The sequence below is a fragment of the Peribacillus frigoritolerans genome, from assembly GCF_001636405.1.
GTDB classification, from domain to species: domain Bacteria; phylum Bacillota; class Bacilli; order Bacillales; family DSM-1321; genus Peribacillus; species Peribacillus frigoritolerans.
Map to the genome: position 1 here is coordinate 866,217 of NZ_KV440950.1, position 25,485 is coordinate 891,701.

Here is a 25,485-nt window from a genome sequence, read left to right on the forward strand (position 1 = left end):
TTAGCCGTCTGAGGGAATAATTCAAGAAATCCCAAAGAAATAATTAAACTTTAAGGGCCATACTCGTGAGTTAGAGCGATTTATTCGTAAGTTTGGAGCAATACTCGTGAGTTAGAGCGATTTACTCGTGAATTTGGAGCAAATACTCGTGAGTTAGAGCGATTTACTCGTGAATTTGGAGCAAATACTCGTGAGTTTCAGCGATTTACTCGTAAGTTAGTGCAAATACTCGTAATTTTCAGTCAAGTGCTCGTGCATTACTTTATTCGTTCCGCCGTTTTATAGTATTGGCCTTTTTCTGCGTATTCGCGTACGATGCGTTCCATATCCTGACGATCTTCTTCATTGATTTCACGGATGACTTTAGCTGGACGTCCGAATGCCAACATGTTCGGTGGAATGACTTTGCCTTGGGGAACGAGACTGCCGGCACCGATGAAAGCCCCTTCGCCGATTTCGGCTTCATCAAGTACGATCGATCCCATGCCGATTAAAGCTCCTTTGCGGATTTTACAGCTATGTAATATGACCTGATGTCCAACGGTTACTTCATCCTCGATAATCAATGGATTATTTGGGCTTTGGTGCAGGATGCTGTTATCCTGTATACTGACTTTTTTTCCGATGATGGTTGGGGATACATCACCGCGAATGACGGAATTGAACCAGATTGATGTTTCGTCGCCAATTTTGACATCACCTGTGACGACAGCATTTTCAGCAATATAAGCGCTTTCAGCAATTTCAGGTTCTTTGCCTTTATACGGATAAATAATCATTTTCAATCATTTCCTTTCCGAAGTGAATGTTTTTATGTATTATTTTAATATACCGTATGCAAATACACTTGGCTATTTATAATAGCAATGTACAACTTGTTAGATTTCTTTTTTGTCGAAAATCACGAATATGGTTATAATTTATATATATTATTTCAACTATCATGGATCGTACACAACAAGTGAAAAGTGAAAGGGGGATTTCGAATGTGGAAATGGGAGACAGAAGGAGACGCAAAGGGCGTCATTGTCATCATTCATGGGGCAATGGAACATCACGGACGTTATAAGTGGGTAACACAAATGTGGCTTTCGGCTGGATACCATGTCGTCATGGGCGACCTTCCTGGGCAGGGTATGACTACTCGCGCCTACCGGGGACATATCGATTCCTTTGATGAGTATTTGGACGAAGTGAAAAGCTGGATAGAAGAGGCTTATGAATATTCGTTGCCGGTCTTTTTACTTGGACACAGCATGGGCGGTTTGATTTCGATACGCCTTCTTCAGGAAGAGGAATGGGACATTGCAGGGGTGATTCTTTCTTCTCCTTGCTTGGGCCTCGTGACGAAGCCGCGGAAGTTCCTTACAATGCTCTCGCATGGTTTGAACATCGTTATGCCTCAGTTCAGGGTGGATTCCGGATTGACACCTGAAATGGCGACGAGAAGTGCGGAAATTCGTGAATCCGATAGAAACGATACCTTATATATCACAAAGGTTTCGGTTCGCTGGTATCGCGAGCTTGCACAGGCTATGAAGGATGCTTTTGAAGAGATTCCTGAATTTCAGGATGTTCCGCTTTTGGTGATGCAGGGCGGAGATGACCGAATCGTGAACAAGAAGGCGGTTCGTGAGTGGTTCAATTATAATTTGGCCAGTGAAAAGCAATATAAGGAATGGCCGAAGCTTTATCATGAAATCTTCAATGAACCGGAGCGTGATGATGTATTTCAATATGCACTGAGTTTTGTTGAAAACCGTTTAAAGATATTAGGGTATGTCGTTTGATTCCGTACATACTTCAGGATAAATGAAAAACTGCCGAAGTTAGCCTTCGGCAGTTTTTTTGGATCAGCCTGCGTTTTTAAGCAATTCGTTCGACTTGATGACCGGTGCCCAGAAAGAAACCGGGTACATAAATTGGTTCAAATGAGGAAGTTCCTTTTTGTTGGATAATGCAGTGGATAGGAGATAAATGGATTTGAAGGTCAAGTCATTGGCGAATAGGTCCAAAAGCGTCGCTTTCATATTCATAATCGCTTCATGGTTTTGGGTGGAAATCATTAAATCGAGCTGTGGCAGGAACTTATCAAAATAATGGTCAAATTGTTTGAGGCCCTCTATGGTTTTTTGTTCTTCTGTCAACGAGTTGAGCGAGCTGACAAAATCCCCGTATTGCTCGCTTGAATCCCTTTTGATTTTTTCAGTCAATATATCCGTCATTAATGAAGTAGGCAAATGTTCCATTTTCTGCACCCTCTTATCTATTTTCTATCATTATAATCATTAAAGACGAAAAATTCAAAAAGTTAAGATTGGTCATTCTGCTGCCTGCGAGTTCGGATTGAAAAAACACCGTTCTTATAGAACGGTGTTCAGACTGTAGATGTTTGTCTACAGTTTTTATGAGGGTTTGTAAAATCTCGAACGTCGATTTCCACTCCAGGCACTCGCTTTCCGCGGGCGGTCCGCCCTCGGGGCTTTTGCGCCTGCGGGGTCTCCCCTCGACTCGCTTTTCCCGCAGGAGTCTCGCACCTTCCGTTCCAATCAACTTTGTTTTGAAATTAGATAAAACCTTGTCTGAAGTTTTTATGAGGGTTGTAAAATCTCGAACGTCGATTTCCACTGCAGGCACTCGCTTTCCGCGGGCGGTCCGCCCTCGGGGCTTTTGCGCCTGCGGGGTCTCCCCTCGACTCGCTTTTCCCGCAGGAGTCGCGCACCTTCCGTTCCGATCAACTTTGTTTTGAAATTAGATAAAACCTTGTCTGTAGTTTTTATGCGGGTTGTAAAATCTCGAACGTCGTTTTCCACTGCAGGCACTCGCTTTCCGCGGGCGGTCCGCCCTCGGGGCTTTTGCGCCTGCGGGGTCTCCCCTCGACTCGCTTTTCCCGCAGGAGTCTCGCACCTTCCGTTCCGATCAACTTTGTTTTGAAATTAGATAAAACCTTGCCTATAGATTTTTTACGGTTTGTAAATTTTGAAAGTTGATTTCCCCTAAAGGCACTCGCTTCTCCGTGGGCTGTCCGCCATCAGCGCCGTTGGGTCTCCCCTGACGCGCTTTTCGTGTGGAGTCTTGCACACCCGCTCTAATCAAAATTTAGATAAAACCGCTTTTGTCTACAAATGAACACCGTTCGAATAGAACGGTGTCAGATTTATCATCTCTTTTCAATCGCGATAATGAATGGCGGATTGTTTGCTTGGTTGATGAACCCGTATCTCAAGATATGGGCTTTCTGTTGAGGGAAGTTCTCTACATAATCCATCAATGCATCACGTTCTGCCGATCCCCCTGGATGACCATGGTATATGACGAGGATGATGATGCCTTCAGGCGCCAGCAGTTCGAACAGCTGTTCAATGGCTGATATCGTCGTCTCGGCTTGGGTGATGATTGATTTGTCTCCGCCAGGTAGGTAGCCCAGGTTGAAGATGGCGCCTGTGACCTTTCCGGAATGTTCTTTCCTGATATATTTGCTTAAATGTTCATGCCCATCGTGAATGAGGGTGCAGTGCTCTTGTAAATTCTCGGCGTTCAGTTTTGCCGTTGTGGTTTCAATCGCTTCTTTTTGAATATCAAAACTATAGACATGTCCGTCTATACCTGTAAGTCCTGCAAGAAAGACGGTATCAAAGCCGTTGCCCATCGTGCCATCTATGGTTATATCCCCGGGGCGGACCGCTTTTTCCAGCAGAATCCTGGCGAAAGGCAAAATTCGATCTAGCTTCATGATTGTACCTCCATGTGATGATTTTTCCCCTGCCAGCTGTTGCGGCGTTTCAGTTCGGCGTCAATGGCATTCAGGACATCCCATTTATTGACGCTCCACATTGGACCGATCATCAAATCGATCGGACCGTCACCAGTAATGCGGTGAACGATCATTTCTGGAGGGATTATTTCCAGCTGGTCACATACAAGGCTGACATAATCGTCACGGTCAAGAAACTCGAGCAGGCCTTTTTCATATTGTTTGACCATCGGTGTCCCTTTTAATAGATGAAGTAAATGGATCTTTATCCCCTGCACATCGAGTTTGGCGACTTCACGGGCTGTTTCCATCATCATGCCGTAATCTTCCTGAGGCAGGCCATTGATGATATGGGAGCAGACACGGATGCCATGTTTGCGCAGTTTATCGACGCCTTCTTTGTAGCAATCGAAGTCATGGGCGCGGTTGATCATCGCCGCTGTCTTTTCATGGACCGTCTGGAGACCCAGCTCGACCCAAAGGTAAGTGCGTTCGTTCAATTCCGCTAAATACTCGACTACATCATCTGGAAGGCAATCCGGGCGTGTCGCGATGGAGAGTCCGACGACACCTTCCTGGGTCAATACACTTTCATATTTCTCGCGAAGCTCTGCCACGGGTGCATGCGTATTCGTGAATGCTTGGAAATAGGCCATATATTTTCCATCTTTCCATTTATGGTGCATCCGTTCGCTGATTTTCTTAAACTGGACGTCCAAGGGTTCAACCCTGCTGCCAGCGAAGTCACCAGAGCCTGAGGCACTGCAGAAGGTACAGCCGCCATGTGCGACGGTGCCATCACGGTTCGGACAGTCAAAACCGCCATCCAGGGCAACTTTAAAGACCTTATGTCCAAAATGTTCTCTCAGGTGGTAATTCCATGTATGATATCGTTTGTTGTCCGTTGCATATATAAACGGGTTTGCTTGATTCAAATCAGCAACCTCCTAAATAAAATAAAGCGCAACATATATTATACAACATTCTCGCAGCCAGGTCTTTTTTTGAAAAATAAGCGTATACTGTATACTTGAAGGCTAAATATTTTGCCGCTATTTCCAGTTTATCTTTGAATGACTATATCCAATCGGGAGCTGATGGACATGACCGGTCAAGTTGAAGAAGCGATCAAACAAATGAAAAAGAAATTAGCCGAAAATAATCAGGTGATCGAAGTAAATGAAGATGGGTTCACATACAAAGCCACTTGCACCTTCAATTCACCTGCTTCGGATGAACAAATTCATTCCTTTGAAAAGAAAACCGGACTGCTTCTGCCTGAGGATTATAAGGAGTTTTTAAAAATAACCAATGGATGCCGTCTGTTCGATAATGTGGAATCAGGCGGGGAAAACGATTTATACAGCTTGGATGATATTATTAATTACACATATGAAAATTCCTACGAGGGATGCTATAAAGTGGCCTGCATTTATCAAGATAATATTGTGATCGATGGGGAAGCCGTCGCCAAAGGCGATAAGGAGTATTTAATGGTAAAAGGCCATATCGATGATTTTGAAGAAGGCGAGAAGCTCCATATGGGCTTTGCCGAATGGATTGAGCAGTTCATTTCCCATCAAGGTGAGAAGTTTTGGGATAAAGGTTGATTGCTCAAAAAAAAATGATAATCCTCCCGTTATTTGCTCAAACTAGAAAAGATGATTCCGAATCATCCAAATGAGACGCGAAGGAGAGGGTTTGAAATGGCAACCAGACAATCCGTCGATCATTTTTTAGAGCAATGTGAAGGGGCTCTCCATTTTGCAGAGTTTGAATTTAACGAGGCCTCACGGCAGGAGCATTATGATGATGAACAATTTCAAAATTCGCAAAGGTATATCGAAGAGGCTTTGACGGATATGGAACGATTGTATGCCAGTTCGAATGACCAGCAACGGGAAATGCTTTCGCGGATGAAGCAGCAGTTGAACGAATTGAGGAATGAAATGATTTTACTGCGACATTAAATGGAAGCAGGGGGAGCTATGAATAGCTCCCTTTTTTGCACGAATTTTCCTGAATTCGCATATATAATGAAAAACCTGTCGATAATGTTTATGTACGGCTATTGCAATTATCGGTGAAATTGACTAGAATGAAATAAAATCAATATTCTCATAAAGACTATGATGAGGAATAGTAGCGGTTTAAACCAGTAAAGAGAGTTGACGGGTGGTGCAAGTCAACCTGGGACGGTCGCGAACTCGCCTTGGAGTCCCGGGTGTGAATTAATAAGTAATGCCTGGCGTTTCAATCCATGTTACGGATGTTTTAAGCTGGGCGGATTTTAGCTATCGCCAATGTGGGTGGTACCGCGGGAAGATATACATAATCCTCTCGTCCCTATTTTGGGATGAGGGGTTTTTTATTGTTTTTTAAACGGAAATTAGGAGGAAATCATATGAGTTTTGACCATAGAAGCATAGAAACGAAATGGCAAAAGTATTGGGAAGGCAATAAGACATTCAAAACGGGTGAAGATAGCGGCAAACGCAAATTCTACGCGCTGGATATGTTCCCATATCCTTCAGGGGCCGGTCTTCATGTGGGGCACCCGGAAGGTTATACGGCAAGCGACATCCTGGCACGGATGAAACGGGCACAGGGGTATAATGTATTGCATCCGATCGGGTGGGACGCCTTTGGACTTCCGGCAGAGCAATATGCGATCGATACGGGAAATGATCCAGCTGAATTCACGGAGCACAACATCAACACGTTCCGCCGCCAAATCAAAGCCCTTGGTTTTTCTTATGACTGGGATCGTGAAATAAACACGACAGATCCCGGCTATTACAAATGGACGCAATGGATTTTCTTGAAATTATATGAAAAGGGCCTTGCCTATATTGATGAAGTGGCCGTTAACTGGTGTCCGGCACTTGGCACGGTATTGGCGAATGAAGAAGTCATCGATGGGAAAAGTGAGCGTGGAGGCCATCCTGTTGAGCGCCGCCCAATGAAACAGTGGATGCTTCGTATCACGGCGTATGCAGACCGTTTAATCGACGATCTGAATGATGTGGATTGGCCGGAAAACATCAAGGATATGCAGCGTAACTGGATTGGCCGTTCCGAGGGAGCGGAGGTTACATTCAATATCGATGGCTTTGATGAAACATTCACGGTGTTCACGACTCGTCCGGATACGTTATTCGGTGCAACATATGCCGTATTGGCACCTGAGCATCCGTTTGTCGATAAAATTACGACGGCTGATCAAAGTGCGGCAGTTGAAGCCTATTTGGATGAAGTGAAACATAAAAGCGACTTGGAAAGAACAGACTTGGCAAAGGATAAATCAGGCGTGTTCACGGGGGCTTATGCAATTAACCCGGTAAACGGCGAAAAAATGCCGATCTGGATTGCCGATTATGTGTTGATCAGCTACGGAACAGGAGCAATCATGGCCGTTCCTGCCCATGATGAGCGAGATTATGAATTCGCAGTAAAGTTCGACTTGCCGATCAAGGAAGTCGTAGCTGGCGGAGACGTGACAAGTGAAGCATATACAGGCGATGGACTGCATGTGAATTCGGAATTCCTTGATGGGTTGAATAAGGAAGAAGCCATTTCGACCATGATCAAATGGCTGGAAGAAAAAGAAATCGGCACGAAGAAAATAACATATCGCCTTCGCGACTGGTTATTCAGCCGTCAGCGTTACTGGGGTGAACCGATTCCAATCATCCATTGGGAAGACGGCACGATGTCTCCAGTGAAGGAAGAAGAACTTCCATTGATTTTACCGAAAACTACGGACATCAAGCCTTCGGGGACAGGAGAATCACCACTTGCGAACATATCGGAATGGGTGAATGTAACGGATGAAAACGGACGCAAAGGACGCCGTGAGACGAATACGATGCCGCAGTGGGCAGGAAGCAGCTGGTACTTCCTTCGTTATATCGATCCGGATAACAAAGAAGCGCTTGCCGATCCTGAAAAATTAAAAGAATGGATGCCGGTCGACATTTATATTGGCGGCGCTGAGCATGCGGTGCTTCACTTGCTTTACGCTCGTTTCTGGCATAAGTTCCTGTACGATATCGGTGTCGTGCCAACGAAGGAACCGTTCCAGAACCTATTTAACCAAGGAATGATCCTTGGTGAGAATAATGAAAAAATGAGTAAATCCAAAGGGAACGTCGTGAACCCGGATGATATCGTGGAAAGCCATGGTGCCGATACACTTCGCATGTACGAAATGTTCATGGGGCCATTGGATGCTTCGATTGCCTGGTCCACAAACGGATTGGACGGTTCCCGCAGATTCCTTGACCGTATCTGGCGTTTATTAGTCAACGATGACGGGACGATCACAGATAAGATGACAGAGACGGATGACACGGGCAAGCTCGAAAAAGTCTATCATCAAACGGTTAAAAAAGTGACCGAGAACTATGAGGAATTGAAATTCAATACGGCGATTTCACAATTGATGGTATTCATTAATGATGCTTATAAAGCGGATTCGCTTCCTAAGGTGTATATCGAAGGATTCGTAAAGCTGCTTGCACCAGTTGCACCGCATATCGCCGAGGAGCTTTGGTCTAAACTGGGCCATTCCGAGAGCATCACGTACGGAACATGGCCGGCTTTCGACGAAGCGAAGTTAGTGGATAACGAAGTCGAAATCGTCATCCAAATCAACGGAAAAGTCAAAGCGAAATTAATGGTGCCGACTGACACTACGAGAGAAAAACTGGAAGAAATCGCGATGGGTGATGATTCCATCAAAGAACAAATCGATGGGAAAACCATTCGTAAAGTGATTGCCGTACCAGGCAAATTAGTCAATATCGTCGCAAACTAAATAAAAATGATCGGAAGCTGTCCCGCATATTTTTACTGCGGGGACAGCTTTTTTTCGTGGCATTGGCTGATTATAGGAAAAAGGTCATGTTAGGATACTCACCGATTTAACTCTATTAGCGATCAATCTGCCAAATGGACATCTACTATCGTCATGAGAGGAAATCGGAACGTAAATGACTTGCTTAATTGGTTCATGCGAATCATTTTTCAGCTCTTTGGCCAAATAAATCAAGCATTTGACATAAAAAAGGAAAAAAATTGGTTGATAAAATTTTACAGTGTGATAGTTTGGTATAGTACTATATTTTTTTAACCAATTATTGGAGGGAAAACCGTGAAATTTAAGAATGTGAGTCGAATTACGGCGTTTGCACTAATTTTTGCACTGATTTTCAGCTTGATGGTTCCACTGAATTCTCAAGCAGCAGTTGCAGCACCCATTGAAAATGTAAAAACGATTAAAAATGGGGACACTCTGGACGGAAAGTTTGAAAAACCGGATGTTCAATGGTACCAAATCAGTCCCACAACAGAAGAAGTACAAAAGTTCTCCCATATTGAGTTCGAAGTCAATTCGGACAAAATCTTGAATATCTCCGTATATCAAGATAAAGAAAAAGCAGAAAAAGATGAGAGCAATTATATGGTCTCTGCTTATCCTGATGAAAAAGCTGTAGTCGATTTCCCATATGCATGGGAAGGCACATATTATGTTAAAGTTGAATATTTCGGCGATACGGATGATGAGGGAAATCCCATTCCGGATGCGGAAAATGTAGCTGAATACTCCATCAATGCGCATTCAGTAACATTGCCGCCATCTGCCGGGGACGAAGGGGAGGAGCTTGAATCTTGCCCGGTTGAAGTGAGTGTAAACGATAAGAAAACGGGAGAATCCATGTTAAAAACACTCCGCGTGTTTAGAGATGAAGTTCTCACGAAGTCGTCTGAGGGACGCACCCTTTCCTCTTTATACTATAAAGCTTCGCCATTCCTGGCCCTTCACCTGGCTGGTAATAAAACGGCAAGGGAAGCCGTTTATAATCACTTAGTCGAGATTAAGCCGCTTATTGAGGATCTTAATGAAAATGGAGCGAGCAGTACGGCAGTCATTAGTAACAAGCAGCAAGAAGCGATCAAGGCCTTATTCAAAAAGTCGGCAGACGTTGCTCCGGCCGGATTGAAAAAGGATATGGACGCCATTGCAAAGAAAATCAATCTTGATAAGCTTGCAGGTGAGAGGATCGTCGATATTGCAAGCAAAGCGGGAGTCGAACTTCCTGCTTCGAAAAATGTAAAGAACAAATATATCGTCAAACTTAAACCTGGGAAGTCATTAAGCGCTGTCCAATCCAAGATAAGTGGAAAAGGATATGGAACATTATCGGCACCTAAGCAACAAGAGGTTCTGTATGATGATATGTATGTCGTCGAGTTAAAGAACCAAGCTAAAATGAGCACAGCAGCTCTATCCGGTATCGAAAAACTTCCAGAAGTGGAATATATCGAAGCGGTAAAAACGTACAAGGCACTTTCTGCCGACATTCAATCACCGTATCAATGGTCTTTGAATAACGCCGGCGGGGAAGAAGGCGTAAAGGGAGCGGACATCGATAACGAAAAACTGCAGAACCTTATCAAGAAACGCAATTTAAAAGATACGTTGGTAGCGGTTATCGACACAGGTGTCGATGATTCACTTGCGGATCTACAGAGTGTCGTTGAAATGGAGTCAGGTAAGAATTTCATCGATAAGAAAGAAAAAGCAATCGATGACAATGGACATGGTACACATGTATCCGGAATCATCGCTGCCAAAGCAGATAACGGTTATTCCATGCAAGGAATCAATCCGGTAGCTAAAATCATGCCTGTGAAGGTCTTGGACTCTTCAGGATTTGGAGACAATGAGAAAATTGCACTAGGCATTAAATATGCCGTGGATCATGGTGCAAAGGTCATAAACCTTAGCTTGGGCGGAGAATATAGCAGGACGATTGAATATGCCCTGAAACATGCCGCTGCCAAGAATGTAATGGTTGTCGTGGCAAGCGGTAATGATGGGATGGAAGGTCTTTCTTATCCTGCATCATCAAAATACGCCATATCCGTCGGTGCAACCAATGCCCTTGATTTAGTATCCGATTATTCCAATTATGGATCGAAGTTGGACATGGTCGCACCAGGGACAGCCATACCAAGCCTTGTGCCTAACGGGAATGTTACTTACATGGATGGTACATCAATGGCAACTCCCCATGTTGCGGCAGCCGCAGCCTTATTATTATCCGGAAACCCTGGGTTGAAAGTGAATGAAGTAAGGGAAATCCTTCATGGGACATCGGAATATGTCGCTTTTGAAGAAGAAGATAATGTAGACCCTTATGAGGACTATGTACCGGAAGATGGCGAAATCATCATACCGGAAGAAGAACTTCCTGTCGGAAAAGATTTAGTCTCTGGATACGGAAGATTGAATGCGTACAGTGCACTTAGTGCAGTGGACTTGAATGCTAAAGTCAATCTTGTGATGGATACGCAAACAAAACTGACTGGTTCAGCTAAAAAAGGGTCAGTGATCGAAGTGAAAAGCGGAAGCAAAACGCTTGGTAAAGGAACGGCGTCAGCCAACGGAACGTTCAGCGTTACGATTCCGGTCCAAAAAGCTGCGCAGCTGCTTACTGTGAATATCTCTGATTCTTCCAAACTAGCAGTATCTTCAATCAAAGTATTCGTGAATAAGGGTGCAACCCCTAACAAGCCAACTGTCAAAGCTTTAAGTGACAAAGATACGTATGTAATGGGTCAATCGCAAGCGGACATGAAAATCTCGATCAAAAATAGTGCCAAAAAAGTGATTGGTTCAGGTAACACGGATAGCAAAGGGAACTTCAAAGTGAAAATCAGCAAGCAAAAGGCCGGAACTAAACTTTCAGTCACGGCTACAGACTTAGCAAAACGTGAAAGCAAGGCGGCAACCATAACGGTTCTCGATAAAACCGCCCCGGATGCACCGAAAGTGAATGAAGTAAGCGATAAAGCTACTTCAGTAACTGGTAAAGCGGAAATCGGTTCAACCGTTACCGTGAAGCACAGCAATAAAAACATCGGAACGGCAAAAGCTGATAGTAAGGGGAACTTCTCCATCAAAATCAGCAAGAAAAAAGCAGGGTCCGCATTATACGTCTCAGCAAAAGACAAAGCGGGCAATACAGGAAAAGCTGCAAAAGTAATCGTTAAAGATAAAACGGCTCCAGGAGCACCAAAGGTGAATGAAGTAAACGACAAAGCAACAAAAGTAACAGGTAAAGCGGAAATCGGTTCAACCGTTACCGTGAAGCATAGCAATAAAAACATCGGAACGGCAAAAGCTGATAGTAAGGGGAACTTCTCCGTCAAAATCAGCAAGAAAAAAGCAGGGTCCGCATTATACGTCTCAGCAAAAGACAAAGCGGGCAATACAGGAAAAGCAACAAAAGTAACAGTGAAAAAATCTAAATAGCAGTGAAGGCCGTTTAACTTACATGTTAAACGGCTTTTTTTTGTGAGAAAACGAATGAAAACACCGCTCGATGATATGCGGTGTTTTTGTCATGAGCGTGTCTTGTGCCTGTGCGTTGTCATAGCATGATTCAGATCTGGAGCTTCGTGTTTTAATTCTGAAACCTCATGTACTCGCCGTTCTTACGTCATTAATCTGTTCAATAATAAATATCAGGAGGAAATATAATGAAAAAAGGGAGAGTAATAGCATAAGGTATTATTTTAGCTTTCTCAATTGGGTTAGGAACGCTTTCGGTTGAGTCTGGGAATGAGCGTTTGGGGTAACTTCCTGCTTAAATCCAAATCTCTTACTATGTGCTAAAAATGTTAACATTAACAGTTTAATGCATTATAAGAATCAATCTTTTATAAATGATTCCTTATTTTAAATGTATATACCTAGGGCGGGATTTTCGAGGGTCCATATATCCGCCGTTTATTTGATGTCCGAGAGAGCTTGCAATGACTACTGCTGCAAAGAGGAGGAGGATTTTCTTCAATTAAATATCTTCTTTCCGTTTTTTATTTTTAAAGATTACACCCAAATGCCTCTTTCTTCAACCCCCTTTTTATGGATGTCGAATTAATTGTGACAAACATTAAATGATCGTTTTTAACTAATGTATCAAAGATAAAGTAGATGGTATTAATTTAGAAGTGAAAGACTTTAAATAATTCACTAATATAGATGAGAATAATAAGAGGATGTGAATTTATGGGAGTCAGCTCTTGGGGGACTCTCATATGCTTTTGGATCCGCTAATTCCACCACTTCGATATTGAATTGCTCTTAAAGCATGAGTTTTTATCTAGCTTGATGCAGAATATATATGTATTTCGTCGGGCGGCTAATTGGGATTACTGTAAGGCTAGGGAGATGACTGAAAGGGGAGGTCTTGATGCGGTAAATAGGGCGGAATGAAAGAACAATGCAGGGGCATGTTCGATTTAACTTGCCCCTTTAATTTGTCAGCTCATTTAGTGAATTCACTTCTCAGGAGGTAGACCGCATTGTATTCCTTCAACTCGTCCATATGTCCTTCCATATCACCATAAAAATCAGTGGAAAGTGAGCGTATGCCTTCATTTCCGCTTGAGTAACATATACTCGCCAATGCAAGCTTGTTTGTGCTGTTTATTTTGAATTTGCCAGCACTGCCCCATACGCTGGAATCCATTTCATCAATGGTTTCAGGATAAGTAACCGTATCCGTACCATCATCGTTTTGAATGCTGACGTTGAACATCGATCGTTTTTGGTCATCATCCGTTTTCGATGTCGTAAAGATGATTGTCCCATTCTTTTCAATCCCCGTTGTCATGCGTCCCATTTCAGGTTCGACAAGTTTGCCAAATTCATATTTTTCGACCCAGACGGACATCTCCTTGTATGTATCATCCACACTGAAATCGATAAGAAAGGAATGTTCACTTGAATTCTCCAGGATGGCCTTTTCCCTTGCTGTCAGCTCAGGTACTGAAAGGATATTCTCGGATTTTGGCTCATCGGCCTTACAGGCAACTAAAGAAAATGAGAGCAAGGATAGGATGATGGATAAAATGATCTTTTTCATGATTATCACCTCTTGAATACTATTGACCTAATTAAATCCAATTCTTATATATTATAACATTATATTGAAAAACGGAATCGGAACACGGCAAAAAAGGCGAGCGATCGGTATGCTTGCCTTTTTTTGCGTTTAGAAAGGTTGGGAAAGAGCCTTATTGGCAACATCGACGTCATTTTGAAGCAATTGGTTCAAGTCGTAAGCAGGATAGAGATTTCTTTCATAAAGGTAGTTGAAAATCTTGGCATGGGTATCGATGGCTCCATTTAAATGTTTCTTAAATACCTTTCGAAGGGAAGGGGTGGCTGTTTCCGTAATCGCCATTGCGTAATTTTTGATAGATGATTTGGCAAAGCCCAGCAATTCCCCGGCAGCGGCGGCCGATGCGTCATCTCTTGATGCATCGTCATCCCTGCCCGTTTTAGGCGTCAACGGGTAAAATTGCAGCAGCTCCATGATGTTTTGGGTAAGGGTGTCGATCGTTTGCTTGTATATCGTTTTTAGAATGGGGTCTTTTATTTTTGGATAAGCTTTTTTGAATTTCATAAGGGCATTGGACTGGGCTGCGACCAACTCATGAAGCTCGAGTGTTTCATGCCAAGCAAGATGTGAATGGGTGGGTTGCATGTAATTTCCTCCTGAACGAATAATCTTGATACATTATTCGTTCAGTGGGCTATAGGTAAGTTGTCTAGTGAAATATTTATGGGAGATCTGTCCCATCTTCAATTTCCATTAACAGTTTTGAAGGCCAAGTTTTATTGATATTGTTCGAGAACAGAGAAGAACTTTTTGGCAAATTGGTAAAAAAGTTTTTCTGATGGAGCCAAGTCCCTGTTTTTAGGAGTGATGATGCCGACCGTCCGTTTGACTTCGGGCGTATCGATCGGGATCTTGACAGTGAGTCTTGGAATGACTTCATAAAAGGTACTGTCAGGGAGCAGACTGACTCCGATTCCTGCAGAAACGAGCCCTTTTATGGAATCCATGTCTTCACCTTCCGAGGCGATGTTCGGTGTGAAACCGGCTGCTTTGCACGCTTCGAGAGCGATAGTGTGAAAGATATATCCTTTTGGAAACAAGACGAAGGGATCATTTCTTAAATCACTTAGGCGCACACTCTTCCTATCAGCCAATGGGTGAGTGATTGGCAGTAAAGCGGATATGTTTTCCGTGAACAGGATATGACCCTCGATATCTGGATCGTTTGTCGGGATCGGTCCAAGGAAGGCTAATCCGATTTCGCGATTTTTGACAGCTTCCTTTAAAGAGGAATAAGATCCCTGTCTTAAGTGGAAGCCGATATTCGGCTGCTCATCTTTAAAAGCGGAAATGACGGTAGGCAGTAAATGGGTGGAGAGGCTGGTCGGGAACCCGATTTTAATGCTTCCGTGTTCAGGGTCCAAAAACTCCTCAATTTGATATTTGGCATATTCAATCGCCTGTATCGCAGTTTTGGCATGAATCAAGAAAATTTTACCAATTGGAGTTAACTGGATATTCCGGCCGATTTTCTCGAATAAAAGTACGCCAAGCTCATCTTCCAGTCTGGAGATTTGCCGGCTGATTGCTGATTGTGCGATATGCAGGTGCTCTGCGGCTTCTGAGACGTGTTCCCTCTCGGCGACTTCAACAAAATAACGTAATTGTCGTAGTTCCATTTATTCATCCTCCTACCATTCATCTCAAATTGAGATGGATTCTACTAGAATTATATATTGTTTATATCGATTTGAAAACCTAGAATAAATGTAAGTGACATAACGGTGTAAGAATACGATGGGGGCGATTAATATGACATACAATCAAATACCAAAAGCACAAGGGCTCTACCATCCTGAATTTGAACATGATGCATGTGGGATCGGTTTATACGCTCATTTAAAAGGGCTTGCTACACATGACATCGTCAAACAAGGACTGAATATGCTGTGCCAATTAGATCATCGCGGCGGACAAGGCAGCGATCCCCTTACAGGAGATGGCGCAGGATTAATGGTACAGATTCCTGATGAATATTTCAGGCTGGCATGCCCGGAAATGAATTTGCCGGCAAAAGGACGCTATGGTGTAGGCATGCTCTTTTTCTCTAACAATGATGATGAACGGAATGAAATCGAAGCTCGTTTGAATGCATTTATCGAACAAGAGGGCCAAACGTTATTAGGCTGGAGAACGGTTCCTGTTGATGCAACGAAAATCGGGGAGGTCGGCAAGGAGACATGTCCGACGATCCGCCAAGTATTCATCGGGGCAAGCGTAGAGATGACCGATGATTTAGCTTTTGAGCGCAAATTGTTCGTTATCAGAAAACAAGCTGAAAACTGGGCCCGGGAACGCGGAAATCGTTTTTATTTTGCCAGCCTTTCAAGTGCTACGATCGTATACAAAGGATTGTTGACGCCAGAGCAGGTGGATGCTTTTTATCTTGATCTCCAACAGGAGTCTTTCGTTTCCGCTTTCGCTTTAGTGCATTCCCGCTTCAGTACGAATACTTTTCCTAGCTGGGAACGGGCACATCCGAACCGTTACCTGATCCATAATGGTGAAATCAATACGCTTAGAGGCAATGTGAATTGGATGAAAGCGCGTGAGCAGCAGTTTGTTTCGGAAGCATTCGGGGATGACCTGCAAAAGGTCCTGCCTATTCTGGATATAGACGGCAGTGATTCCTCGATTCTTGATAATGCACTTGAATTCTTCGTGCTTGCCGGGCGTAAACCAGCACATGCGGCGATGATGCTCATTCCTGAACCGTGGACGGAAAATCCGCATATGACGAAGGAAAAGAAAGCATTTTACGAATATCATAGCATGCTCATGGAGCCATGGGATGGACCGACGGCCATATCCTTTACGAATGGCAAGCAAATCGGTGCCATACTTGATCGAAATGGTTTAAGGCCGGCAAGGTATTATGTAACAAAAGATGATTACATCATTTTCTCCTCTGAAGTCGGCGTGATCGATGTGGAGCCGGAGAATGTATTATATAAAGATCGTTTAAGTCCAGGCAGAATGCTTTTAATAGATTTAGAGGAAGGCCGTATTGTTTCCGATGAAGAGATCAAGTCGGAAATGGCCCAGGAAAATCCATACCAGCAATGGCTGGACGACCAGCTTGTTCAATTAAGTGACGAAGAACCTGTGCTCGAAGGGGAGCCTTTGAATGATTTATTATTCAGGCAAAAAGCGTTCGGATACACATATGAAGATGTCCAAAAGTATTTACTGCCGGTCATTAACGAAGGCAAAGATCCACTGGGCAGCATGGGCAATGACATTCCGTTAGCGGTCTTATCAGATCGCCCGCAATCGCTTTTCAACTATTTCAAGCAATCTTTTGCACAGGTAACCAATCCGCCGATCGATTCGCTGCGTGAACAGATCGTCACGTCAACGATGACATTTCTCGGTGCGGAAGGAGATTTGCTGAAGCCGGATGAAACGAACAGCCGCCGCATTCAATTGGATTCGCCTGTTTTGACGCCGGGTCAAATGCAGCAGTTGAAAGAAAATGCCTACCCTGAATTCAGGAGCAAAGTCATTCACACTTTATTTTCAGAAGATTTAGAGAGTGAACTCGATCGCATCTGCCGTGAAGCGGAACAAGCGATCGCTGATGGTGTCAGCCTTTTGATATTATCTGACAAGGATATGAGCAAGGAAAAAGCTGCGATTCCTTCCCTGCTGGCTGCGAGCGCCCTTCATCAAGAGCTGATCCGCCATGGTAACCGTACGAAGGTGAGCATTATCGTTGAATCGGGGGAAGCAAGGGAAGTCCATCATTATGCATCCCTAATCGGGTATGGAGTGGATGCGATTTACCCGTATCTTGCCTATGAAACATATAAGCAGGCGGTATTGGAAGGCAGTTTGGCCACCAGCTACGAAGAAACGGTAAGGAAATATGTAAGCTCTGTGACAGAAGGCATCGTAAAAGTGATGTCGAAAATGGGGATTTCAACGATTCAAAGTTATCGCGGCGCACAAATTTTCGAAGCGGTCGGAATCGGTGCTGATGTGATCGAACGCTATTTCAGCGGTACGGCATCGCAGCTTAGTGGAATCGATTTGGTAACGATCGCAGATGAAGCGTTGATTCGCCATAGGAAAGCTGCAGCCGATTCCCTTGATGAAACACTTGAAAGCGGAAGTGATTTTCAATGGAGAAAAACAGGGGAACATCATGCTTTCAATCCTAAAACGATCCATACATTGCAATGGGCGTGCCGGAAAGGCGATTATAATTTATTTAAGCAATATTCTCACTTGGCGAATGAAGAGAGACTTGGGTTTTTACGGAATTTATTCTCGTTCGATCAAAAACGCCAAAGCATTTCAATAGATGAAGTGGAATCCGTGGAATCCATCGTCAGCCGATTCAAAACGGGCGCGATGTCATTCGGTTCATTGAGTCAGGAAGCACATGAAACATTAGCGATCGCGATGAACCGTTTAGGCGGAAAAAGCAATAGCGGTGAAGGCGGGGAGCATCCTAGCCGTTACCAACTGGATGAAAACGGCGATAATCGCCGCAGCGGTATTAAACAAATTGCGTCCGGCCGTTTTGGAGTGAAAAGCCATTACCTTGTTAATGCCGATGAACTTCAAATCAAAATGGCTCAAGGTGCTAAGCCGGGTGAAGGCGGCCAACTGCCCGGAAACAAAGTATATCCTTGGGTTGCAGAGGTCCGCGGTTCCACACCGGGTGTCGGCCTGATTTCACCGCCTCCGCATCACGATATCTATTCGATTGAAGATTTGGCACAGCTGATCCATGATTTGAAAAATGCGAACCGTGATGCCAGGATCAGCGTCAAGCTTGTGTCAAAAGCAGGCGTAGGCACAATCGCAGCCGGCGTGGCCAAAGGAGCCGCAGATGTCATCGTTATCAGCGGGTATGATGGCGGTACGGGTGCATCACCAAAAACGAGTATCAAACATACGGGTCTTCCTTGGGAGCTGGGTCTTGCCGAAGCACACCAAACATTGATGCTGAATGGCCTGCGCAGCCGTGTCGTCCTTGAAACGGATGGGAAGTTAATGACGGGACGCGATGTGGTCATGGCAGCTATCCTTGGAGCGGAAGAATTCGGCTTTGCTACAGCACCGCTTGTGGTCCTAGGCTGTGTCATGATGCGTGCTTGCCATTTGGATACATGTCCTGTCGGGGTAGCTACCCAAAACCCTGAACTTCGCAGCAAATTCACTGGAGATGCGGATCATGTCGTGAATTTCATGCGCTTCATCGCTGAGGAGGTCCGGGAAACGATGGCTGAGCTTGGCTTTAGAACACTGGAAGAAATGGTCGGCCGCACTGATGTTTTACAAGTGAGCGAGCGGGCGCAAAACCATTGGAAAGCGAAGCATCTGGACTTGACGACACTTCTTTTCCAACCGGAGGGGATTCGTACGTATCAACTTCCGCAAAACCATAAAATAGAAGAATCTTTGGATATCCGTGAAATTTTACCTGTTGTGGAGCCTGCTTTAAATGACCAAACCCAGGTGGATGTCAGCTTCCCGATTACCAATGTGAACCGTGTGGTCGGAACGATTGTCGGCAGTGAAGTATCCAAACGCTACGGTGAGGAAGGGTTGCCTGAAGATACGATCACACTTCGTTTTACAGGATCGGCGGGCCAGAGCTTCGGTGCGTTCATTCCAAAGGGGATGTCGATGTATTTGACTGGTGATGTGAATGACTATGTTGGGAAAGGCTTATCTGGCGGGAAGATCATTGTCACGGCACCTTCTGGCAATCAGATCGAGGCCGGGGACAATGTAATTGCCGGAAATATCGCCTTATATGGTGCAACAAGCGGCGAGGCCTACATTAATGGGCGTGCGGGAGAAAGATTTGCCGTACGGAACAGTGGAGTCAATGTCGTCGTTGAAGGAATAGGAGACCATGGCTGTGAGTATATGACAGGCGGACGCGTGGTCATTCTGGGTGACGTCGGCAAAAACTTTGCGGCAGGCATGTCAGGCGGCATCGCTTATGTACTTGCTGATGATGCAGAAGAATTCAAGGCATTATGCAATGGTGAAATGATAGAATTCGAGACGCTTGATGATATGGATGATGCCAAAGAGGTAAAAGAAATGCTTTACAGCCACCTTCATTATACTGAAAGTGCCAAAGCATCGTATGTACTGGAGAACTGGGAGGATTTCGCCAAGAAATTCGTAAAAGTCATTCCGAAAGATTACAAACGGATGATCAAAAGCATCAATGAGCAGAAGCGTGCAGGGCTATCGGATGAAAAAGCGATCATGAGTGCATTCCAAGCAAATGCCATTCAAGATAAAAAAGTCACTAAACAAGCTGTGATGCAGTAAGGAAGGGGAGAGAAAGATGGGAAAAGCAACAGGATTTATGGATTATCCGCGAGAAAAACCAAAAGACCGGAATCCTCTCACTCGTTTAAACGACTGGAGAGAGTATACAGCTCCTTTCTCTGACGAAAAGTTAAGTACACAGGGAGCGCGGTGTATGGACTGCGCCACCCCTTTCTGCCATATGGGCATGGAATTGAACCGAGTCACTACGGGCTGTCCGATTCATAACCTTATTCCGGAGTGGAATGATTTGGTGTACCGCGGCAGATGGAAAGAAGCATTGGACCGTTTATCGAAAACGAATAATTTCCCTGAATTCACCGGGCGCGTCTGCCCGGCCCCATGTGAAGGGTCTTGTACGGTAGCGATAAGCGATCCTGCCGTTACCATCAAGAACATAGAACGGACCATCATCGATAAAGGATTTGAAAATGGCTGGATAACGCCTCGCATCCCTGAAAGCAGGACCGGCAAGAAAATTGCCATCATCGGTTCAGGCCCGGCAGGAATGGCGAGTGCCGACCAGTTGAATCAAGCAGGTCATTCGGTCACGGTTTATGAGCGCTCAGACCGTGCAGGCGGGCTGTTGACATACGGAATCCCGAACATGAAACTTGAAAAGGATATCGTTGCACGCCGAATCAAATTATTGACCCAGGAAGGCATCGATTTCATTACCAATACAGAAGTAGGCAAAGATATAACAGCTGAAGAACTGCAAGATCAGTATGATGCAGTCATCCTTTGCACAGGTGCCCAAAAGCAGCGTGACCTGGTAATTGAAGGACGCGGGGCATCAGGCATTCACCTTGCAATGGATTACTTGACTACATCGACTAAAAGCCTGTTGGACTCCAATTTTGAAGACGGCAAGTTCATCGACACAAAGGGGAAGGATGTCATCGTCATCGGCGGCGGGGATACAGGAGCTGACTGTGTCGCGACTGCCCTTCGCCAGGGATGTAAGAGCGTCGTACAATTCGGGAAGCATCCAATCCTTCCCACGGCCCGTACATCTGATAATATGTGGCCGGCCTACCCGAATGTCTTTTCCCTTGATTATGCGTATGAAGAAGCGGAAGCGAAATTCGGTGCAGATCCGCGTCAATATTCAATCCAAACAAAAAAAATCGTCGCCGATGAAAATGGCAACGTTAAAGAACTGCACACAATCTCCATGGAAAAAATCAAAGGCGATGACGGAATGTACATTTTCAGGGAAGTTCCAGGAACTGAAAAAGTATGGCCTGCACAATTCGTTTTCATCGCAATCGGATTTGAAGGAACGGAAATGCCGCTATTAACTCAATTTGGCGTAGAAACAGTCAATCAAAAAATTGATGCCGTCTATGGCGAATACAGAACGAATGTCGAAGGGGTTTTCGCTGCCGGAGATGCAAGAAGAGGGCAAAGCCTCATCGTTTGGGCAATCAATGAAGGCCGAGAAGTGGCAAGAGAAGTGGACCGCTACTTGATGGGCGCAACCGTATTGCCTTAAATTTTTAAAAAAGAAGTGCCATTATGGCGCTTCTTTTTTTTCTGTGGTGGGAAATATGTACTCACGAGTAAATGCCCGGAATTCACGAGTAAAGCGTCGAAACTCACGAGTAAATGCCCGGAATTCACGAGTAAAACGTCGAAACTCACGAGTAAATGCCCGGAATTCACGAGTAAAACGTCGAAACTCACGAGTAAATCCCCGGAATTCACGAGTAAAACGCCGAAACTCACGAGTTAATGTACAAAACTCACGAGTATAAGCTCATAACTAACAATATTCCGGCTTAAATATACAAGGAATTCACAACAAGTTGTTAGTAATCATTAAAATGCAATGGAAAACAACACGCTTAGGGGAATCCTAAGCGTGTAAGTGTATTATTTCAAACAGATGGCAAGTATTGTTCACAGATGGTGATATCATCGTCTTCTAGAACATAAGGATGTGTTTCCAGTAAAATGGTTTTCAGGTATTCTGGCATCCTCTCACCTTTGTACGCACAAATTAATGGAAATGACAGCAGATTTACAGCTTTGTCTACTGTTCTCTCAAATTCCTCTATGATATGCAGGGGCTCTTCCAAGGTTGCCCATTCCACATGTGCCCATGATCGGAAAGAGATTTTATTTTTGACATAGGGCTGAACCGTTTTATTAAAGTATTCTTCGATTGCAGGAGGATGATAACTGCCGCTTGAGCAATAGAAATCGAAGTTGTTCACAAAGTGAAGGAGCTTCATTTGATCTTTTGTTAACCGAGTGCTTAGTTCTTTATGGATAATGGGGTAAATACGGTCATTTTCAACAAGAATGACGTAATCCCCCGCCATGATGCCATCTTGGATATAACTTAAAACTTGTTTAATGTAATTTTCCATTTGATTATAGGAATATAGCACATGAACATTTTTTTGGTCTTCGAACAACTGATTCATTTTGCTTTTCAATATATCAATCCTTCTTTCATGTATCGTTTCCATTATACTAGAATTCCATAGCAGGACAAAATGAGAGTTTTTTAACAAGGGCAAAAAGCAATCCTTCTCCATTGAAGGATTGCTTTTCCGTTTTATTTCAGCCGTTCGATCAGGTCGGTCATTTTATCCAAAGTGGTTATGTTCTGGTTGCATTTCATACTGTCCAGACAAATATAATTCCCTTTTTTAATGAATGTCCCTTGGACGGTTCCTTTTGTTTCAGACATGAACATCCCTACTTCTTCAAAGCGGCTGCATATGGCACAGATCCCTTTTTTGTTGGCAGGTTTAATGGTTCCATGCAATCCGGTGAGTTTATGATGATGGGGGGCAATGATGAATTTCTTTCCGGATCCGACATCATCCCATCCCAGGTATGAAATCTCTCTCAAATCGATGTTTTCCAACAAAGGGGTTTTTAATTTCTTTGCTTTAGGAAATAGTTTTTTTATCGTTTTTTCGGTTACTTCTTTAAATGGTATCACAAATGGCTTCACCTGTAGTAGAAAGGCTTCGGCTTGTGCGGGATCTTTGATGGTATCCACTGGGTCCAGCAGTTGTTTTTGCTCTTCGCTCAAGTCACTGAATAAGCTTAGTACCCTTTCTTTGGCGACTGTTTTCAGGGTGTTGATCACATCCTTATCGTTGGCAGTCGCGTGTCCATTTATGAGAATTTGTGTTTGGGATTTTATGAAGTTATACTGCTCGCTCCTGATAAAAGGTTCCATTTTCTTCACTCCTGTTTCTTCAAGTGTTACCGTTTCTCTTTACTTTACATAAATTGCATCTGCTTTAAAAGGGGGGAAACGACTAAGAAACATACTCGGCATACAAATAGCACTGATATCATTATCAGTGCTACCCGTGTAATCTTTATTTAGAATATACGATTTTCTTGATGGTTTCCGCGGAGAGAAAATATTCCTCGGCTAATTGATGGATGGAATGCCCGTCTTTGAAAGCATATTTTATAGAGGCATTTCGGTCATCGATCAATTCCCTTGATCCCGAACGGGTTCCCCATTTGTGATGGGCTTTTTCGGGTTTAGGGATATATATGGTTTCACCTTGCACATACTTTTGAATTTCAACGATCAGCTTTTCAGGTAAAACGGCCGTCGCTTTTACATATTTCATTTCTGCCAGCCCCTTATTCTTTATTAAGAATGAAATAAGGTGCAAAGCCGAATATTAGAAATGATAAGGCGGGCGATTAATTTAGCTTAATTCAACCCCATGCAAAGTATCGCCTCCAATACTAGGCTTTGCATGAGACGCTGCAGAAGGTGGCATTAACATTCGTATTGCCATCTTTACACCTCCCCTTTGTGTTTCTGAAGAACACGTGTTGTTCTTATTATAAAATAGAATAGGGTGAGTTGCCAAACTTTTTCCAATGTTAAAGCTGAATCGTCGGGCTAATTGTTTGATAATGTTCTGAGTCCATGAAATAATTTGGAGGGAAACCAAACTAAACATTATGGGAGCTGACTTTATGAAAGTATTCGTAGTTGGGGCAAATGGGCAGATCGGTAAACATCTTGTAGACTTATTAAAAGACAGCCCGGATCATAGTGTACGGGCAATGGTTCGCAAAGAAGAACAAAGTGAGCATTTTAAGAAAAATGGAATTGAATCTGCAGTCGTCAGTTTAACTGGATCAGTGGATGAGATTGCCAATGCGGCAAAAGGCTGCAATGCCATCGTGTTCACAGCAGGGTCCGGGGGTAGCACCGGTGCTGATCAAACGCTGTTGATTGATCTGGATGGTGCAGTTAAAACGATTGAAGCGGCAGAAATCTTGGGAATCGACCGATTCATCATGGTGAGTGCTTTTCAGGCCAATAATCGCGAAAACTGGAATGAAGCCATCAAACCCTATTATGTGGCCAAGCACTATGCGGATAGGGCATTGTTACAAAGCGATTTAAATTATACGATCATTCGGCCTGGCGGTCTGGTTAATGAACCGGGAACGGGCAAAGTGACCGCCGCCGAGGAATTGGAAAGAGGCTCGATTGCCCGTGAAGATGTGGCTCGAACGATCCTTGCTTCATTGACCGATGAAAATACCTATAAGCGTTCATTTGATTTAATCTCTGGCGATACTGCAATCGCGGAAGCCTTGAGGAAAATTTAACGTAAAACAGGGGCAGGGCCACTCAGTGGTCTCTGCTTATTTAATTCCTTCGATATGCTTGATGACCTTCGCTGGGTTTCCAGCGACAACAACGCCTTCAGGAACATCCTTTGTTACGACGGCCCCTGAGGCGACGACGGAATGACTCCCTATTGTAACGCCAGGATTGATGATGGCCCTTCCTCCAATCCATACATGATCCCCTATCGTAACCGGTTTTCCGTATTCCACTCCAGAACTGCGTTCAAAGGGATCCAGCGGATGTGTAGCTGTATAGATATGCACTCCGGGAGCCAACATGCAGTCCCTGCCAATTTTCACTTCGCAAACATCCAAAATGACACAATCAAAATTAGCATAAAAATTTTCCCCGACAGAAATATTGTATCCATAGTCACAACGGAAAGTGGGTTCAATATATACATTTAGCCCAGTGGAACCTAAAAGCCGTTTCAGCAGTGCGGTCCGTTCATCCCCTTCGCTTTCCGTTGTCTGATTGTATAACCGGGTCAACCTTCTGGCATTTTCACTATCTCTGATTAATTCCGGATCAGCGGCGATGTAAGGTTTCCCGCTCACCATCTTTTCTTTTTCAGTATTCATGTATGCGCCTCCTGTTTTTTTTTTTTTTATATAGTTTGAAATAATATCTGAATATTAAAACATTTTTCCTGCAAAATAAATTGCAGTACTTTTTACTCAACTTTTCTGTTGTATCTAAATGCTTCTCTCGTTTTTTAAAAAAGAAGTTAGAAAAGAAAGATTTTTCCGAATAATGAATGAAATAGCTTTGACAAACGTTCCGCCGGATTTTATAGTAAGAAGAGTTATGGA

Annotated in this window: 19 protein-coding genes and 1 other annotated feature; of the genes, 8 read left to right on the forward strand and 11 right to left on the reverse strand. The window is 43.9% G+C overall.

The window, feature by feature from the left end; translation table 11 throughout:
- Positions 1 to 257: 257 nt before the first annotated feature.
- Positions 258 to 776, reverse strand: coding sequence for a gamma carbonic anhydrase (locus A6755_RS04265; RefSeq protein ID WP_063592423.1), 519 nt, complete (start codon positions 774 to 776; stop codon positions 258 to 260).
- A 210-nt stretch (positions 777 to 986) separates the two neighbouring features.
- Between A6755_RS04265 and A6755_RS04270 the strand changes: the two genes are divergently transcribed.
- Positions 987 to 1,790: an alpha/beta hydrolase gene (locus A6755_RS04270; RefSeq protein WP_034310569.1), complete on the forward strand. Its 804-nt coding sequence runs from the start codon at positions 987 to 989 to the stop codon at positions 1,788 to 1,790.
- A 63-nt stretch (positions 1,791 to 1,853) separates the two neighbouring features.
- On the opposite strand, the gene A6755_RS04275 is transcribed toward A6755_RS04270, so the two are convergent.
- The 3 genes from A6755_RS04275 to mnmL form a co-directional block, all read right to left on the reverse strand.
- The gene (locus A6755_RS04275; protein ID WP_063589853.1) at positions 1,854 to 2,249 is read right to left on the reverse strand and encodes a hypothetical protein; all 396 of its coding nucleotides are present in this window, start codon (positions 2,247 to 2,249) and stop codon (positions 1,854 to 1,856) included.
- Positions 2,250 to 3,160: 911 nt separating this feature from the next.
- Positions 3,161 to 3,733 (reverse strand): tRNA 5-(aminomethyl)-2-thiouridylate-methyltransferase MnmM, encoded by a 573-nt coding sequence (mnmM, locus tag A6755_RS04285; protein ID WP_063589855.1) that lies wholly within the window; start codon positions 3,731 to 3,733, stop codon positions 3,161 to 3,163.
- Positions 3,730 to 4,689 carry a tRNA modification radical SAM protein MnmL/YtqA gene (gene mnmL, locus A6755_RS04290; RefSeq protein WP_063589856.1) on the reverse strand — a complete coding sequence of 320 codons (960 nt, stop codon included), beginning with the start codon at positions 4,687 to 4,689 and terminating at the stop codon, positions 3,730 to 3,732. The genes mnmM and mnmL overlap by 4 nt, the downstream gene beginning before the upstream one ends.
- 168 nt (positions 4,690 to 4,857) lie before the next feature.
- Here mnmL and A6755_RS04295 point away from each other — a divergent pair, with 168 nt between their 5' ends.
- The 4 genes from A6755_RS04295 (at position 4,858) to A6755_RS04310 (ending at position 12,077) form a co-directional block, all read left to right on the forward strand.
- The gene (locus A6755_RS04295; protein ID WP_052137365.1) at positions 4,858 to 5,364 is read left to right on the forward strand and encodes an SMI1/KNR4 family protein; all 507 of its coding nucleotides are present in this window, start codon (positions 4,858 to 4,860) and stop codon (positions 5,362 to 5,364) included.
- Between the two features lie 96 nt (positions 5,365 to 5,460).
- The gene (locus A6755_RS04300) at positions 5,461 to 5,724 is read left to right on the forward strand and encodes a DUF2524 family protein (protein ID WP_034310579.1); all 264 of its coding nucleotides are present in this window, start codon (positions 5,461 to 5,463) and stop codon (positions 5,722 to 5,724) included.
- Positions 5,725 to 5,874: 150 nt separating this feature from the next.
- Positions 5,875 to 6,105, forward strand: a binding site (T-box leader).
- Positions 6,106 to 6,158: 53 nt separating this feature from the next.
- Complete coding sequence (leuS, locus tag A6755_RS04305; RefSeq protein ID WP_063589857.1) at positions 6,159 to 8,573, forward strand: leucine--tRNA ligase; 2,415 nt, start codon at positions 6,159 to 6,161, stop codon at positions 8,571 to 8,573.
- 336 nt (positions 8,574 to 8,909) lie between these two features.
- A complete protein-coding gene (locus tag A6755_RS04310; protein WP_063589858.1) occupies positions 8,910 to 12,077 on the forward strand; it encodes a S8 family peptidase in 3,168 nt (1,055 codons plus the stop codon).
- 1,015 nt (positions 12,078 to 13,092) lie between these two features.
- Here the strand turns inward: A6755_RS04310 and A6755_RS04315 are convergent.
- The 3 genes from A6755_RS04315 to gltC all read right to left on the reverse strand — a co-directional run bounded on the left by A6755_RS04315 (position 13,093) and on the right by gltC (position 15,350).
- Positions 13,093 to 13,692 (reverse strand): hypothetical protein, encoded by a 600-nt coding sequence (locus A6755_RS04315; protein WP_063589859.1) that lies wholly within the window; start codon positions 13,690 to 13,692, stop codon positions 13,093 to 13,095.
- Between the two features lie 129 nt (positions 13,693 to 13,821).
- Complete coding sequence (locus A6755_RS04320) at positions 13,822 to 14,316, reverse strand: spore coat protein (protein ID WP_063589860.1); 495 nt, start codon at positions 14,314 to 14,316, stop codon at positions 13,822 to 13,824.
- Positions 14,317 to 14,447: 131 nt separating this feature from the next.
- Positions 14,448 to 15,350, reverse strand: a complete 903-nt coding sequence (gltC, locus tag A6755_RS04325) for a glutamate biosynthesis transcriptional regulator GltC (RefSeq protein ID WP_063589861.1) — start codon at positions 15,348 to 15,350, stop codon at positions 14,448 to 14,450.
- 133 nt (positions 15,351 to 15,483) lie between these two features.
- Between gltC and gltB the strand changes: the two genes are divergently transcribed.
- Positions 15,484 to 20,034, forward strand: coding sequence for a glutamate synthase large subunit (gene gltB / locus A6755_RS04330; protein WP_063589862.1), 4,551 nt, complete (start codon positions 15,484 to 15,486; stop codon positions 20,032 to 20,034).
- Positions 20,035 to 20,050: 16 nt separating this feature from the next.
- Entirely contained in the window at positions 20,051 to 21,532 is a 1,482-nt protein-coding gene (gene gltD, locus A6755_RS04335) for a glutamate synthase small subunit (protein WP_057279166.1), read from the forward strand.
- A gap of 385 nt (positions 21,533 to 21,917) precedes the next feature.
- Here gltD and A6755_RS04340 read toward each other — a convergent pair whose 3' ends face one another.
- From A6755_RS04340 to A6755_RS04350, 3 genes are all read right to left on the reverse strand, one after another.
- Positions 21,918 to 22,514 carry an MEDS domain-containing protein gene (locus A6755_RS04340; RefSeq protein ID WP_244889630.1) on the reverse strand — a complete coding sequence of 199 codons (597 nt, stop codon included), beginning with the start codon at positions 22,512 to 22,514 and terminating at the stop codon, positions 21,918 to 21,920.
- An 89-nt stretch (positions 22,515 to 22,603) separates the two neighbouring features.
- The gene (locus tag A6755_RS04345; RefSeq protein WP_034310600.1) at positions 22,604 to 23,239 is read right to left on the reverse strand and encodes a FusB/FusC family EF-G-binding protein; all 636 of its coding nucleotides are present in this window, start codon (positions 23,237 to 23,239) and stop codon (positions 22,604 to 22,606) included.
- 145 nt (positions 23,240 to 23,384) lie between these two features.
- Entirely contained in the window at positions 23,385 to 23,648 is a 264-nt protein-coding gene (locus tag A6755_RS04350; RefSeq protein ID WP_063589863.1) for a CD3324 family protein, read from the reverse strand.
- A gap of 358 nt (positions 23,649 to 24,006) precedes the next feature.
- Between A6755_RS04350 and A6755_RS04355 the strand changes: the two genes are divergently transcribed.
- On the forward strand, positions 24,007 to 24,651 hold the full coding sequence (locus tag A6755_RS04355) for an SDR family oxidoreductase (protein WP_063592425.1): 645 nt from the start codon (positions 24,007 to 24,009) through the stop codon (positions 24,649 to 24,651).
- A gap of 36 nt (positions 24,652 to 24,687) precedes the next feature.
- Here the strand turns inward: A6755_RS04355 and A6755_RS04360 are convergent, their stop codons facing one another.
- Positions 24,688 to 25,254 (reverse strand): sugar O-acetyltransferase, encoded by a 567-nt coding sequence (locus tag A6755_RS04360; RefSeq protein WP_063589864.1) that lies wholly within the window; start codon positions 25,252 to 25,254, stop codon positions 24,688 to 24,690.
- Positions 25,255 to 25,485: the final 231 nt, after the last annotated feature.